18 protein-coding genes are annotated in these 14162 nt (G+C 61.1%); 10 read left to right on the plus strand and 8 right to left on the minus strand.

Features of this window, described 5'->3' with window-relative positions; all coding sequences use genetic code 11:
• Positions 1 to 271 precede the first annotated feature (271 nt).
• The 3 genes from SIDU_RS16910 to SIDU_RS16920 all read left to right on the plus strand — a co-directional run bounded on the left by SIDU_RS16910 (position 272) and on the right by SIDU_RS16920 (position 4046).
• Complete coding sequence (locus tag SIDU_RS16910; protein ID WP_233431847.1) at positions 272 to 2815, plus strand: TonB-dependent receptor; 2544 nt, start codon at positions 272 to 274, stop codon at positions 2813 to 2815.
• 176 nt (positions 2816 to 2991) lie between these two features.
• A complete protein-coding gene (locus SIDU_RS16915; RefSeq protein WP_257787141.1) occupies positions 2992 to 3762 on the plus strand; it encodes a LuxR family transcriptional regulator in 771 nt (256 codons plus the stop codon).
• A 71-nt stretch (positions 3763 to 3833) separates the two neighbouring features.
• The gene (locus SIDU_RS16920) at positions 3834 to 4046 is read left to right on the plus strand and encodes a hypothetical protein (RefSeq protein WP_007682984.1); all 213 of its coding nucleotides are present in this window, start codon (positions 3834 to 3836) and stop codon (positions 4044 to 4046) included.
• Positions 4047 to 4137: 91 nt separating this feature from the next.
• Here the strand turns inward: SIDU_RS16920 and SIDU_RS16925 are convergent, their stop codons facing one another.
• Positions 4138 to 5109: a DUF4365 domain-containing protein gene (locus SIDU_RS16925; RefSeq protein ID WP_007682983.1), complete on the minus strand. Its 972-nt coding sequence runs from the start codon at positions 5107 to 5109 to the stop codon at positions 4138 to 4140.
• Between the two features lie 320 nt (positions 5110 to 5429).
• Between SIDU_RS16925 and SIDU_RS16930 the strand changes: the two genes are divergently transcribed.
• From SIDU_RS16930 to rlxS, 6 genes are all read left to right on the plus strand, one after another.
• Positions 5430 to 5750: a DUF736 domain-containing protein gene (locus SIDU_RS16930; protein ID WP_007682982.1), complete on the plus strand. Its 321-nt coding sequence runs from the start codon at positions 5430 to 5432 to the stop codon at positions 5748 to 5750.
• A gap of 155 nt (positions 5751 to 5905) precedes the next feature.
• A complete protein-coding gene (locus SIDU_RS16935) occupies positions 5906 to 6136 on the plus strand; it encodes a helix-turn-helix domain-containing protein (protein ID WP_007682980.1) in 231 nt (76 codons plus the stop codon).
• Positions 6133 to 6690, plus strand: coding sequence for a S26 family signal peptidase (locus tag SIDU_RS16940; RefSeq protein WP_007682979.1), 558 nt, complete (start codon positions 6133 to 6135; stop codon positions 6688 to 6690). Before SIDU_RS16935 ends, SIDU_RS16940 begins: the two co-directional genes overlap by 4 nt.
• Positions 6678 to 7289 (plus strand): lytic transglycosylase domain-containing protein, encoded by a 612-nt coding sequence (locus SIDU_RS16945; protein WP_007682978.1) that lies wholly within the window; start codon positions 6678 to 6680, stop codon positions 7287 to 7289. The genes SIDU_RS16940 and SIDU_RS16945 overlap by 13 nt, the downstream gene beginning before the upstream one ends.
• Positions 7290 to 7518: 229 nt before the next feature.
• On the plus strand, positions 7519 to 7881 hold the full coding sequence (locus SIDU_RS16950) for a hypothetical protein (protein ID WP_233431848.1): 363 nt from the start codon (positions 7519 to 7521) through the stop codon (positions 7879 to 7881).
• Positions 7882 to 8078: 197 nt separating this feature from the next.
• Positions 8079 to 10097 (plus strand): relaxase/mobilization nuclease RlxS, encoded by a 2019-nt coding sequence (gene rlxS / locus SIDU_RS16955; RefSeq protein WP_007682976.1) that lies wholly within the window; start codon positions 8079 to 8081, stop codon positions 10095 to 10097.
• A gap of 298 nt (positions 10098 to 10395) precedes the next feature.
• On the opposite strand, the gene SIDU_RS20120 is transcribed toward rlxS, so the two are convergent.
• Both SIDU_RS20120 and SIDU_RS20125 read right to left on the minus strand, forming a co-directional pair.
• The gene (locus tag SIDU_RS20120) at positions 10396 to 10620 is read right to left on the minus strand and encodes a hypothetical protein (protein ID WP_233431849.1); all 225 of its coding nucleotides are present in this window, start codon (positions 10618 to 10620) and stop codon (positions 10396 to 10398) included.
• A 106-nt stretch (positions 10621 to 10726) separates the two neighbouring features.
• Positions 10727 to 10885, minus strand: a complete 159-nt coding sequence (locus tag SIDU_RS20125; RefSeq protein ID WP_233431850.1) for a hypothetical protein — start codon at positions 10883 to 10885, stop codon at positions 10727 to 10729.
• Positions 10886 to 11216: 331 nt separating this feature from the next.
• Between SIDU_RS20125 and SIDU_RS16965 the strand changes: the two genes are divergently transcribed.
• Positions 11217 to 11549: a hypothetical protein gene (locus SIDU_RS16965; RefSeq protein ID WP_129965615.1), complete on the plus strand. Its 333-nt coding sequence runs from the start codon at positions 11217 to 11219 to the stop codon at positions 11547 to 11549.
• On the opposite strand, the gene SIDU_RS16970 is transcribed toward SIDU_RS16965, so the two are convergent.
• The 5 genes from SIDU_RS16970 to SIDU_RS16985 all read right to left on the minus strand — a co-directional run bounded on the left by SIDU_RS16970 (position 11506) and on the right by SIDU_RS16985 (position 14057).
• Positions 11506 to 12168 carry a S24 family peptidase gene (locus tag SIDU_RS16970; protein WP_409349303.1) on the minus strand — a complete coding sequence of 221 codons (663 nt, stop codon included), beginning with the start codon at positions 12166 to 12168 and terminating at the stop codon, positions 11506 to 11508. The genes SIDU_RS16965 and SIDU_RS16970 overlap by 44 nt on opposite strands.
• Positions 12169 to 12347: 179 nt before the next feature.
• Positions 12348 to 12674 (minus strand): JAB domain-containing protein, encoded by a 327-nt coding sequence (locus tag SIDU_RS19700; protein ID WP_007682973.1) that lies wholly within the window; start codon positions 12672 to 12674, stop codon positions 12348 to 12350.
• A gap of 20 nt (positions 12675 to 12694) precedes the next feature.
• The gene (locus SIDU_RS19705) at positions 12695 to 13075 is read right to left on the minus strand and encodes a hypothetical protein (RefSeq protein WP_158514638.1); all 381 of its coding nucleotides are present in this window, start codon (positions 13073 to 13075) and stop codon (positions 12695 to 12697) included.
• A 111-nt stretch (positions 13076 to 13186) separates the two neighbouring features.
• Positions 13187 to 13531 carry a hypothetical protein gene (locus SIDU_RS16980; protein WP_007682971.1) on the minus strand — a complete coding sequence of 115 codons (345 nt, stop codon included), beginning with the start codon at positions 13529 to 13531 and terminating at the stop codon, positions 13187 to 13189.
• A 64-nt stretch (positions 13532 to 13595) separates the two neighbouring features.
• The gene (locus tag SIDU_RS16985) at positions 13596 to 14057 is read right to left on the minus strand and encodes a helix-turn-helix domain-containing protein (RefSeq protein WP_007682970.1); all 462 of its coding nucleotides are present in this window, start codon (positions 14055 to 14057) and stop codon (positions 13596 to 13598) included.
• Positions 14058 to 14162 lie beyond the last annotated feature (105 nt).

Raw genomic sequence — 14162 nt, forward strand, 5'->3', positions numbered from 1 at the left:
GATCGCACCTTCAACCTGAGCCAGATTCGAGCGATTCCGCACGAGGCACCAGTGCAGCTGCCGTTGATAAAGTACCAAGATTGAAGTTTTGAGGACGTAGCCCGCAGAAGAAATTCATTTCCTCTGTGGCCCAGAAACATCATCGTGGCGGCCATAGGGCATGGCGACGAATTCATTGTCGGTCGCGTGTCCGGATTTTTCGCTCCCCATGCATCAATCAATGGGCGCCACGAGGCGACCCGCCGACGGTGACTGTCTTCAGGGAGCGGATATGACAAGAGAAACAAACAGGCGCACGCGGCTGCTGGTGATCGGAACATCGGCACTGGCGCTATCGATTTCGCCCGCTTGGGCACAAAGTTCGTCCAAAAGCAGCGCACCCGGCGCGGACCAGCAAGCAACCGATGACGCGAGCACCCCGCGTGCAGATGAAATCGTAGTGACCGGCACGTCGTCTCGGCAGACGAAATTCGATGCTCCCTATTCCGTTTCGACGGTTGATCAGCAACGCATCGAGGACACGGCGCCGCATAGCGTCGCCGATTTGCTCGGAAGCATTCCCGGTATTACCATAGAGGCGTCGGGTGGCGAAGGTGGTGGCGAAAATATCGTCATTCGCGGCCTGCCATGGAGCGGATGGCGCCTGATCGACCTCAACCAAGACGGCATGCCGCTGTTTGAGTCGAACTTCGAACGGTACTTCAATATTGACGAGATTTATCGCGTCGATCTCGACACCAAACGCGCGGAAATCGTGCGAGGCGGAACGGCACCAGTTTACTCGAACAATGCCTCCGGCGGGCTGGTGAACTTCATCACAGGGCATGGATCCAAGAACTTCGAGGGTGCTGTTCGACTCGAAACCGGAACAGGCAATCGCATTCGAGGCGATGTCGCGGTCTCTGGCCCACTGTCCGATCGGCTCAGTGCTACGATTAGCGGCTTTTACCGTCGAGACGACGGTCTACGCGACACGGGTTTCAAGAACGCCGACCTCGGCGGCCAGATCAAGGCCGGGATCAACTACGAACTCGATCGAGGAAGGATCTGGGCTGACATCAAGTATCTAAACGACCGAAGCGCTTTCTACACGGCGGTGCCGATCACGAGTCCGCTGAATGGAGAATCGCTGGAACGGCTCATAGATCCTCGCGACGGGACTCTAACATCGAATGCGTTCAGGCGGGTCACCCTCCGTACCATCGGCGCCAATGGTCAAGCGATGACCGTCAATCGGGATTTGCAGGATGGCATCCATCCCAAAACATTCACCGCAACACTTGGCGGTGATTACGATCTAGGCGGTGGTTTCCACCTATATAACACATATCGCCACACCGATGGCACGGTGCTTTTGAACGGTTTGTACAACGGTGCGCCAACTGGCGCTGCAGCCTACCTTGCTACTCGGCTGGGCGCGGCACAGAGTGCCTTCGGCAACACCGTTAGCTCGCTGCGCTACGTGATAGCAGGTACGAATAAGGTGTATGATCCGTCGACCACGGCAAATCTGGTTATGCCGAACACTTGGGCAAGCGTGAATACCAAGTTTCGTTTCGACGCAAACGACTTCCACATCACCAAGGCGTTGGAGACGGGTCTCGGGAAGCACACTCTGACGGCGGGCGTGTATTACAGCAGCTATCGTCTCGATCAGACCCAGCTGTTGAACGCCATCTTGACCAACGTTCAAACCCGGCCCTTAGCGCTGGATGTGCAGGCATTAAATTCAAGCGGTCAGGTCGTCGGAAGTGTCACGGAGAACGGCTTCATCGCGTACGGTAATGGTAGCCAGAACGGCCGCGTTCGCGGACACTCGTTTGCCTTTTACGTCGCCGATACGTGGCAAATTACAAGCGCATGGTCGATCGACGCTGGCGTCCGTAGGGTGACACGCGACCAGAGCGGTGTGCAAGGCGTACTTGGAACTGCTGTAGCGAATCCCAATGGCCCGATCCCGGCCCGTACCGTGACGGGTGTCGTGCGCGAAGTCGCCCGCGCCGAGAAGCCATCGGGCACAAGCTGGACAGTTGGGACCGGCTACGTCTTTTCACCTCGGGCCAACGTGTTCGCGAGGTACACGAGTACCTTCAGCTATCCGCGCTTTGACAATATCCTGGGCGGGTCGGTTTTGCCCAATTCGACCACTCCAATTCCGGTATCGGATATCAAGCAGGCCGAAGCCGGGGTGAAATATGCCTTTCCGGGCTTACGCTTGGCGGCAACAGCTTTCTGGTCAAAGTTCAATGTGCTGAATGGCGGCACGCAGATCGCGGACGCAAATGGACTGATCACCAACTCGAACATCATTTTCGATACGCGAACCTACGGCTTGGAGCTGGAGGCCGTGGCGACCCCCTTCGATGGTGTCGAAATCGTCGCAAATGGTCAGATCCAAAGGCCAATTTATACTCGCGTCGAAACATTGACAGGACTTGATGCTAGCAGCACGAAGGGAGGCGATGTTGCCCGCGTGCCAAGGTTCCAACTCAGCGTCGAGCCGGCTTACAGCTTCGAGGTCGGCTCAATGAAAGCTCGCGTGTTCTCCACGTTCTTTACGATCGGTCGTCGTTTTCAAGACGCCTCTAACCTTAGTCGTCTGCCGGCCTACTCATCTTTCGATCTGGGCGCATCTATCGCTACCGCAAATGGCTTCGAACTACGTGGCTTGATTAGCAATGTCGGCAATGTCGTAGGCTTGACTGAAGGAAACGCTCGGTCAGCCGCAGTATTGGCCGGCTCCGTCGCTGATGCATCGGTAGGACGTTCGATTTTCGGTCGGAACTTTACGCTCTCACTTACAAAGCGCTGGTAGCTGTTGGGGATTGGAAGAAGTGCGGCGGCCCGGGTCTGTGGTCGTCGCACTTCAGACTAAGACTCTCGCCATTTCTTTAGAATTAAGAGGATATCACTCCCCCTTCATCGGTTGAAGGAGACTTAGCAACGCCGCTTCACGTCTCGGAAGAACCTCGGTTCCTGCTAAGCGACCGCGTGCGGTGGCGGCGCGTCACATGCCTGTCGCTGACAGATGCCGTTGTTCGCGCGCTCAAATCGGCAGCCTCCCTAGACGAACTCGCGACGATGATGGAGGTCATCGCTCGCGAAATGGGCTTTCGTCATTTCGCGCTAGCACACCATGACAATAGGGTAGAGAGCGAGGCTGGCCGCGTTAGGCTGATGGATTATCCCGCCGCGGTCACCGATCGCCTGGTCGAACAAGGTCTATTTCGTCGCGATCCAGTGGTGCGCGCATGTCTGCACGCCGTCACCGCATTTCTCTGGTCAGACCTTCCCGACATGTTGACGCTCGATCGCGGGGACCGCGAGAGCCTAGCTTTCGGCGCTCGGGAGGGATTGAACGAGGGGATCACCGTTCCGTTTGTGCATCTCGGGGATGCCATAGGATCCTGCACATTTGCAGGTACGAACCGGCCTGACCGCTCCGGCATCTATCTTGGCGCCGCTCAAATGATCGGCGTCTTCGCCTTTCAGGCCGCGCGGCGGCTGGTCGGCGCTGCGACACCGATTCCGCGTTCACCGCGACTGCACCCGCGCCCACGTGATTGCGTCGTTCTCGCCGGCCGCGGCCTTTCCAACAAGGAAATCGCCAGGGCACTGGCGCTCACGCCTCGCACCGTCGACGGCTATCTGACTGCGGCACGCCGGCTGTTCGGCGTGCATGATCGCACCGAGCTGGTCATCACCGCCGTGCTGGCGGGCGAGGTCGGCCTCGACGAACTCCGGCGCCGTCAACCCGAGTAATCACTCGGTCTATATCGTCCGCTGCCCCGCTGCTTCCCTCGTGCGCACAACACGAACGGGAGCACCCCCACATGATCCGTATCACCGATCATCTGGCTGGCAACGACGGGCGCAAGCAGGTCGAACGCTGGGTGCCCCGGTGGATGGCGTTCCCGCCGAGCGCCTACACCGCGCGCGGCGGTGTCGCCACCGTCACGGCCCACGCCAAGGTCATGGCCGCGCGCAATCAGGCGGCACAGCCGGACCCCGACGATATGGAGGTGCCGTTCGCCGAGGCGGCATGATGTGATGCGGGCGGGCTTAGGTCCGCCCGTCTTCTGAACCTGAAAAAATCGCGCCGCGCGCCACCGCCGTTCCGGCGTCGGCGCGCGGCTATTATGGCGCGGAGGTCAGTTGCCCGAGCGACGTCGGGAGGAACCACTCTCGCCAGATATCTTCATAGGTCTTCGGCAGCAGCGCCAGGAGCCGCCATAGCTCGAACACGTCCTGCTTCTCGAAATGCTCCCTGAAAGCATCTGGGTCGAAGCCATCGGGCAAGTCTGCCGGCACCTTGAAATAGCCGGGCTGCCCAGTCTCCAGGAAACGCCTCAGCCCCGCCGCGTGATAGCGGATCGGCTCGCACATCTCCGTGTCGTCCCAGAAATCATACTGGACAATACGCTCGCCGAAATAGCGCGCCAGCGTTCGCCAGTCGCCGTTGTCCGGCCATTGCAGCTCGGAATATTGGAACGCAAACCGCTGAAACGCGGCAAGCAGCTTGGCGCGCTTGGCGTACCAGCGCAGCCCGATCATCCCGGCGTCGGACCCAATCTCGGTCCACAGCGGAACGTGGATCGTGCGCGATCCGGCCGTCCGATAATCATCGTGCTGCGGGATCAGAATCTTGTCGATATAGTCGTTCAGGCAAACGAAGGAGCAGCGCTGGCGGGCCAGATCGGCGATCACCAGCAGCACTGGCACACCGATTCCCATCCGCTCGATCGTGACCAGTTCCGACATTTCGAGCTGGAATCGATAGGTCTCGATTTCGGCGATCTTGTCGGTCAGGTCGAGCGTCTCGCGAGCCTTCTCGACGTTGCCCCGGTTGTAGATTTCGAGCGTGTGGACGCTCGGTTCGGCCACGCTTTTGAGCTGAACGAAGACATGTTCGCCCAGCGTTTCGAAGGTTGGCCGGCGCCCGTCCGTTGTCTCCGATTCGAGGGCTTTGAACGTCTCGATCGTGAAATCCAGACCATAGTCCGGACGATATTCGCGCAGGAGCCAATGGCGCGGGAGCTTCGATCGAAGGAGGGCGATCCCGTCCTGATCGATGAGATGTTGCTCCGATCGCTTCTTTCCGACTGCCATGCTCCCAGTGCTACGGCACCACCTGCTGTGCGACAATCGCGAAGGCAAATGAAGTCCCTGCGAGCTGGTGGCGCAGGCCGTCCGGCCGGGGCATGTGCAGCGACCTGGCGGCGACGCCCGCCCCCCCGAAACCATCGCCTCCGGCTTATTTCCCCGCCCGTGTCCCACGGGCTCCTCGCGGCCGCTTCGCTCCAAATAAGCCTGCGGCTCCGGTCCTCCGCTGACGCTGCGGCCTCACGGTTCGGGTGTCCGATCGCGCCGCCTGACGGTCTGCACGCCCGGGCGGATCGGCCGCTCGCGCGCATGAAAGGAGACTTCCAATGCCCGCAATCGGATATGTGCAGAAGCAGCAGGACGGCGCCTATACGGGCCAGCTCAAGATGGCATCGCTGCGCTGCGACCTTCAGATCATCCCCAATCGCCGAAAGGCCAACGAGGATCAGCCCGACTATATCGTGCGCGCCGGCGATATCGAACTCGGCGCGGGCTGGATCCGGACCGGCGAGGTTTCACAGCGCGAATATGTCCGCGTCAGCCTCTCGGCGCCCGAGCTTCCCCGCACCATCTGGGCCAATCTCGGCCGCTCCGCCGGGCAGGACGATGACGACGCCTACGCCCTGATCTGGAACCCGGCCGACTGACCTTCACGCCCCCGCGCCCAACGGCGCGGGGCTTCCCCTCGATCGGGGTGTCGTTCTGCCCAGCGGCACTTCGACACTCTTCGCCCGGTGTCCCGCCCGGCATCTGCGGTGCCGCGATCGCGCCCTGCGATTCCCCCGCGACAGGACACCACCTTATGGACGACAACGACGACATCACGCGCGCCAACCGCGCCAAACGCGGTTCTCCCTTCCTCAATACCGATCAGGCCGCCGCTTATCTTAAGCTTTCGATCCGGCAGCTCAAGCGCCTGCGCCGTGCCGGAAAAGGGCCGGTATTTCGCCGGCACAGCCGCTACGTCCAATATCATATCGACGACCTCGACGCCTGGAGCAGCGAGAACAGCGCTCGGGGGATCGGCGCATGATCGGGCCGCTGTTTGACTGGGGCGACGCCTTGCGCGCTGAGAAAGTGCGCCGCGCCAAGCTCAATCGCCGCATCGCCGCGCTCGGCGTCTTTGTAGGGCTGACCCTGTCCCCCGCGATCTTCCTGCCCCTTCCACGCCTCGTCTGGAACGCCAGCGCCAGCGCCCCGATCGGCCTCTATTCGGTGTCGCCCGGCGTGCCCGCCGACCCCGGCGACATGGTGATCGCGCGGGTGCCGCAACCGTGGCGCGACCTTGCCGCGCGCCGTCATTATCTGCCCGCCAACGTGCCGCTGGTGAAGCGCGTCGCTGCCGCCGCCGGCGATGACGTGTGCGGGCTCGGGCAGGAAATCTTCATCAACGGACGCTGGATCACCGAACGCCGCGCGGCCGATGCCAAGGGCCGGCCGATGCCGACGTGGTCGGGCTGCGCGCGCCTGCGCGGTCGCCAGCTCTTCCTGCTGATGGACAATCCGGCATCGTTCGACGGGCGTTATTTCGGTCCCATCGGCGAAGCAGACATCGTCGGAAAGGCGCGGCTGCTATGGGCGCGCTGAGGATCGCTGTCGCTGCTGCCAGCCTCGTGCTGGCCGCGCCTGCAAACGCCGAATCCGTCACCGACTGGCATCCCTATGTCGCCGAAGCGTCCGCCCGTTTCGGTGTGCCGACAGCATGGATTGAGCGCGTCATGCGCGCCGAAAGCAATGGCCAGACGACCCTCAATGGCCAGGCCATCCGATCGTCGGCGGGGGCGATGGGGCTGATGCAGCTGATGCCCGCGACCTGGGCCGACATGCGGTCGCGTCTCGGCCTCGGCTTCAATCCCGACGATCCGCGCGACAACATTCTCGCCGGCACTCTCTACCTCCGCCTGATGTACGACCGGTTCGGCTATCCCGGTCTCTTCGGTGCGTACAATGCCGGTCCCGGCCGCTACGCCGAGCATCTCGCCGGACGCCGCACGCTGCCCGGTGAGACCGTCGCCTACCTCGCCAAGGTCGCGCCGACTGCTCCTTCCTCAGTGACGATCGCCCGCACACAGGCGCCGCCGGCCACGCTGTTTGTCGTGCGCAATGATGAGCGCCGGGCGGAGGTCGAGGCACAAGGAAATTCATCCGCATCGCCGCTGTTCGTCGCGCTGTCGCAGGGGAATTGAGGCAATGTTGCGCGTCATCGAGAGGTTGGAAGCTCGTCTCGATAGACCCAGCATGACGGCTGGCGGAACGGCTATCAAGGCCCGCGGGTGCCCCCCAATTTTCTTCGAAAATCGGTGCCCCCCACGTCCGCTTCGCGGCGCTGCGCTTCGCTCCGCGGCCCTGACAGCCGCTCCACCACCCGTCCCTCGGACGCCGTTCTCGATGATGAGGACACAAACGTTGGAGGTCATGATGAGCATGTATCAGAGCATCGGAACGGCGTCGGATCGCGTGATGGAAGCGCCGGTCGCTGGGCTTGAACTGGAGTTCGGGCGCGGTGCCGGCGAAGCCTTGGCACATCGGTTTCTGGAGGCTGAGGAAGCGGATTTTCGCTGGGATGCGCGGGTCGAGGAGCGGTGGATCGGAGCCTATGAGAGCGCCGACGATGAGGATTTCGAACTCGACCGGATAGCGATTTGCGGGCGGCTCGACGGGAAGTGGTTCTGCGCCACCATGCTCGTGGATGGCGATGGCCAGGCGCACGGGATGATGGGATGTCGGCAGTTTCGGTCGCTGGTCAGGGCGCGCGATGCGATGCTCCATGCGCACTGATCGCAGCGCATATCACGGGGAGAGGCGGCGTCGGTTCGGCGTCGTCTCTCCCCCTTTTTTGAGCCGGAAGGGTGGAGAGGAAGGAAGAGAGGGGAAACAAGATAAAGGCAGTGTCTCGCGACACTGCGCAAGTGATTGTCTGCACATCCTTTTTCCGCGAGACAGGCGGTGGGCGACGCGAGACATGGCGAGCAGGAATGGCGCAAATTCGCCATTTCTTGCCCGAAATCGCGAGACTCCGGGGCGTCGTGATGCCTGACGACGGCTTCACCCCCAAGCTCGGCCGGAAGCGTGGCAAGGACGGCAAGCGCGTCACGAAATATGGCGGGCGCATCCTCGCCGCGGCGCGGCTGGCGGGCGCCAAGACCGGGGTGCGGACACGGCGCTTCGACGGCAGCCGGATCGGACGCGGCGCGAGCATGGGGCGGCTGCTCGCGAGCCGCGATCGGCTGGCCGGATTTCGAGGCCGCCGGGCGGTCGTTAAGGCAAGCCTGATCCGACTGCAGGGCAAGGCTGGGCAGGTCGCGCGGGCGCACATGCGCTATATCCAGCGCGACGGCGTCACGCGCGAAGGTTTGCCGGGCGAGCTATACGGTCCGGAAACCAACCGCGCCGATGGCGACGATTTCCTCAAACGCACGACCGGCGACCGGCACCAGTTCCGCTTCATCTTATCGGCCGAGGACGGTGCCGAATATCCCGATCTCAAACCCTATGTCCGGCGCCTGATGACGCAGGTCGAGCAGGATCTCGGCACCAAGCTGGATTGGGTGGCGGTCGACCATTTCAACACCGAACGCCCGCACACCCACATCGTCCTGCGTGGCGTGGACGATCGCGGTGACAATCTGATCATCGCCCGCGAGTATATTGCCCATGGTCTGCGCGAACGCGCGTCCGAGCTGGTGACGCTCGATCTTGGCCCGCGCACCGATCACGAGATCGAAGCGCGGCTTCGCCACGATGTCGACCAGGAGCGTTTGATCGCGATCGATCGGCGGCTGTTGCGCCGGATGGACGCCGGGCGCACCGTGTCTGCGGCCGACAACGATCCCTTCCAGCAATCAATCGCGGCCGGCCGGCTGCGCAAGCTGAAGGCGATGGACCTGGCCGAAGACATCGGCGGCGGCCGCTATCGGCTCGCCGACGGGATGGAGGAGACGCTCCGCCGCATGGGCGAGCGCGGCAACATCATCCGCCTCATGCAGCGCGAACTGACTGCGCGCCGCCTCGATCGCGCCGGCGTCGAGCAGGTGGTGTCGAGCGACTTGCGCGAACCGCTGGTCGGGCGAGTCATCAAGCGGGGTTTTTCGGACGAGCACCGCGATCGGCATTACATGATGGTCGATGGCGTCGATGGCCGGGTCCATTATGTCGATATCGGGCGGGGCGACGCGACGCCTTCAGTGCCTGAGGGTGCGGCAGTGCGGATCGAGCCGACCAGGGCCGAGGCGACCCAGGCGGACCGTACGGTCGATGCGGTCGCGCGGGCCAATGGCGGGCGCTACTCGATCGACCTGCATCTGCGACATGATCCCCAGGCCAGCGAAGCCTATGCCGCGAGCCATGTCCGGCGCCTGGAGGCGATGCGCCGCGCGGGCGCCGGCCCCGAACGGCAGCCCGATGGCAGCTGGGCCATCCCAGGCGATCATCTAGCCCGTGCCGAGGCCTATGCCCAGCGACAACAGCGCGACCGCCCGGTAACGCTTGCCATCCTTTCCCTGCGGCCCGTCGGCGATCTAGTCGGCGTGGAAGCGCCGACCTGGCTCGATCGGGAGCTGGCGTCGCGTGCCCCGGAGACGGTGCGCGATGCCGGGTTCGGACGCGAGGTGCGGACCGCATTAGTGGTCCGCCGCCAATGGCTTCTCGAGCAGCAGCTGGCTGATGGCGACGGGCGGGCTTTTCGGTTGCGGCCGGGTGCGTTGGAAAGCCTTCGCTTGCGCGAGCTGGAAGGCGCCGGCGAGCGAATTGGCAAGGAGCTTGGCAAGCGCTTCGCGCCGGCCAAAATGGGCGAGGCGATCGAGGGCGTCATCGCGCGGCGCGTGGACCTCGAAAGCTGCCCTCACGCGCTGGTCGAACGGTCGCGGGATTTCACGCTCGTGCCGTGGCGTGACGTTCTCGATCGCAACATCGGCAAAGTTGCATCGGGGATCATGCGCGTCGACGGGATCAGCTGGAAATTTGCGCGAGGTCGATCGGGGCCAACTATATCCTGATTTAGTGGCCGGTCGAACTACCGGATTTCGGACAAACCCGACATAACGGTATACCTGAGTATGGGCTCGGCCATGTCCGTTTTTTGGGGTCGGGAAACCTCCCATGAGCGGCAAAGAAGGGGCAGAGCACGCGGGGGTCAGGCGACTCGCAGACTCCAGACCGAGGAGATCCGCAAGGAACGCCTCCAGATCGTGCTGCCGCGCGCCATTCGCGGATCCTGCCACTCCGCCCAGCTGGTAGAGATTACGAGCGCGGCGGAGTTTCTGAAACGCATCTCAGTCCTTTCGAGTGAACGGGTTAGTTTGTGGCAGCGGTAGACACGGCAACAGGCTGTTCTGCCGTAGAGATAGAGACTGCTGTTGCGACAGGAACGGTTATGGCCAGGGGAGTTACCGCCTCGGCGAACACCAGCGGCACGTCCTCACCGATGAAGCCTTTGACCTGTGAGCCTGCGGCAATTTTGGCGCTGGTCCCGGTCGTGAAAAAGCCGACGACAGGAACGAAAGCCACTGCTGCCACCACGCCTGCGGTTCCAGTGACGCCCTTGTCATCGAAGGTGCCATTCAGCCGGATCTGACGGCCATTGACGCTGACGTGAGGAGAGAGGCGGTGAGGTGCCCGATTTGCCTCATATCCCCTTGTTGCGGACCTCGGTCACTTCTCCCATCGCAGGCGAGCCTACGGGGATGACGATCTGGCTGCCCACTACTACCGGCTCGATCACCGAATGACGAAAGTGCTGGCCGACACGCAGCTTCTTACCTTCGGTTGTCAGCTGTTCTTCCATCTTCAACTGGATTTTGGTGCCAGTGCGAAGGACGTTTTCTGTCGGAAGCCCTACTTCAGGTAGCGGGTGCAGGTACCGTCACCTCTGCGATGGCCACAGTTGGAGCAGTGGCCGCACATGCCAGCGCAACATGGATCAATCTCACTGATATTCCCCCAACTCGACCTTGCCCAAGGTCATGAAGCGATGTCGCCCCCGACTGGAAGCAAGTCAAGCCGCTTGCAGGATGCAGAGCGCTGCTGGACCGCTTCATCCTCATTTAACCATCCTATCAACCATTTCGGATTTGAAAGGGTTTCCTATTGGCCAAGGACGAGAGTAACGGGGCATCATGAGATGGCAGGGCAAAAAGGCGGAGAAGATTCATAGTTCTTCAGTGCAGGCAACGGAGGATCCGGAGATATTGGGCTTGGGAGCGCAACTCGACCAGCAGGTTGCCGACATCGCCAGAATCCTCAACCGGTGCCTGGGATTTCTCGACGAATTAGGCTTGTCGCAAGCCGGAGCGCATCTGGGAGCAGCTATCAATGCGCTGCCTGGACAAGCCGCCGTGCCACCCATCGAACTGCTCGATCTGATTGCAGACTTGCCGACTGTTCCGCCGGGCCCTCACCGGGCCATCAGCGCAAGATGCGGCCTGCCCAAACCACCCGGCCGACAATAGCCACCAGCGCAGGGTCTATATTGGACCAACTGGGATAGAGAGAGTTGTCGCTCAATATGCTGAACTCTCCGCGTCGCGGTCGCATTGCAATACGTTTCACCAGGAGTACATCGTCGAGGCGCAGCACATAAATGCCGTCCCGCAGCCGGCCCACGCTGTCGCTGTGGTCGACCATGATCTCATCGCCGTGACTCAATGTAGGGCTCATGGATTCTCCGTCGACCCGGATAATCGAGACATGCGGCGGCCGGACGCCGATTTCCTGCAGCCAGCGGCAGTCGATCGCGACGCTCTCTGTTGCGCGCTCCTCAATATCGAGCGTGCCTCCTCCGGCCGAGGCGCCCAAAGACAGCCTTGGCACCGATATGGATCTTGCGCGCGTGGGGGGCGGGGCGGACTCGGTTTCGCGTAATGGAAGACCGCTGAGCAGATGCTCGGATATGCCAAGGAACTGCGCGATTATCCGGCGATCCTCCTCATCCAGTCGGCGAGGAGTGCCCCGTTTGATGAACTGCTGAATATAGGCTGGATTTCTGCCGATTAGACGCGATATGTCGGAATAGGTACTTCTGCGCTCGGCTATCATCTCATCCAGAAATGCACGAACCTTTTCCATCATCATATCTTGCTAGCTGCGTTCCAAACTTATCTTACATTAATTCAAAAAGTCATTTCCGCAAATTCCCGGCAACGCTCTTTGCTCGGCCTGCCGCATTCTAGGCACATATTTGGAGCGGAGCCGTAAATCGGTAATTCTACGTACTGACCTGCAGAGATGGGATGCAAGCGATCCGGGAGCTACATATATCCCAGTTCCCGGAAGCTGAACGAGCCTTTGTGGGTAACGATGATATGATCGTGCACCCTGATCTGCAGCTCTTTGCATATTTTGACCAGCCTTCGAGTGAAATCCACGTCCATCCGGCTGGGCTGGGCTATGCCGGACGGATGATTGTGGGCGATGAGAAGCATGGGTGAACCGCATGCAAATGCGTGCCGTACGAGCTCTCCGATAGGCATCTCCACTTCAGTGGCCGTGCCAAGCCAAACGCGCTCATCGGCTATCGCGTCGCATGAATCATTGAAGAACAGCACGCGAACCTGTTCCTCGCGCAGCGACGCCATGCAAGCTTCGAGATAGGAGATCAGAGCATGGCTTTGACCGCCATATGTCCGGATGAGCGCTGATACCGGGCGTCCAGCACGATCCCTCGCGTCATGAACAATTGCATCAGAATCGCCCAGATGCCCTTTAAACCCTGGTAGATTTTCGGATCGATGTCGATTTCGAGGATTGAGGCCAGATGGACAGCCACCGCTGCCAGAGCGCAACCGCTGACCCATAGCGGCCAATGTCGGTCGTTCCGCAAGGCCAGAAGGAGAAATGCCAGAAGGCAGGCAGTGTCCAACACGAGTATTGGATAGAGTGTATGTGCCCAGCTTTGGTCCATCAACGCCAGATAAAATTCGGCAATAGTCTTGAAGACGATCAGTCCTGCGCCAAGGCGTCCGGTGGGACCGCCCACGCATGCGGCATGTAGACAGCAGCATAGCGTCATCACCCAGAATATAATCAGAAGCATGAACCCTGGCCGTCTTCCATCTCGCGCAAGACGGCCAAAGCACCGAAGCAGCGTTTAGGCAACCAGTTGCAGCTTCGATTCCGGCTCAATCCACGGACAGAGCGGACCGGGCGCGCAGCCGATCTCGACAGTATGAAGGTTCGAATCCTTCTTCATGTCGATCAGCATCTTGTGGGCGTTAACGAAGTTGCGTCGTCCCTCGACGAAGGTCTTGAAGCCGTCGGCCAGTTCCTCGAGCGTCGGCTGGCTCGCCGCATCGCTCAGCTTCGCCTCGGAAAAGGCCTCGATCACGTCGGTCGTCAGCATGGAGAATTTCTTGAGGGCGCCGTCGATCAAAAGTTGCGTCCGGCCAAGATCCGTAACGATCTTGCGGGCCTGCTGCGGATTGAAATCGGTCATGAGGTCTCCTTCGCACGGCCATGAGGCGTGCGTTTGTAAGATCGGGTTGTGGACAAGCGGAGGATCACTTCGACAGAGCGTCGAGTGCTGCCGCAAAGAGGATGATCACCGCAAGGACGATGATCGTGAGAAAAAGGGCGATCTTGCCGATCGCGATGAGGCGCTGAGCGCGTGTCAGGTCATTGGGTGGGCCTCCGATAAGGGGAAGGCCGAGCGGTTTGGGCTGCGCCTGTCGCTGCTCGGCCGGTTCCTCAGAAATGCCCGTATCGTGGGGAATTTCAACGTCTGCCGACTTTAATTCAAATTGTTTGAACGGAATTGCGCGATCGGTTTCCGTGAAGATCCGGGCCGCTTCGCGCCGATTCTCCGCGTTCAAAATGATCCGGGCGCGGTGAAGATATTGATCGACGGTATGATGGGTGAGGCCCACCAGCGGCGCGATTTCCTTCGAACTTCGTCCCTCTGCAGCCAGGCGAAGACATCGCTTTTGCACATCGGATAATTTGGCGATCCGATCATCCAACATGCGCCTCCCAACAATCTCCCTCATTAACCATATCAGTGGCGGAAATTTCCTAGGCTGTGTAGAGTAAAATCGCGGAAAAAAATGAGAAGGAACAATCTTGTGCGC

The sequence above is a fragment of the Sphingobium indicum B90A genome, assembly GCF_000264945.2.
In the GTDB taxonomy this organism is placed as follows: domain Bacteria; phylum Pseudomonadota; class Alphaproteobacteria; order Sphingomonadales; family Sphingomonadaceae; genus Sphingobium; species Sphingobium indicum.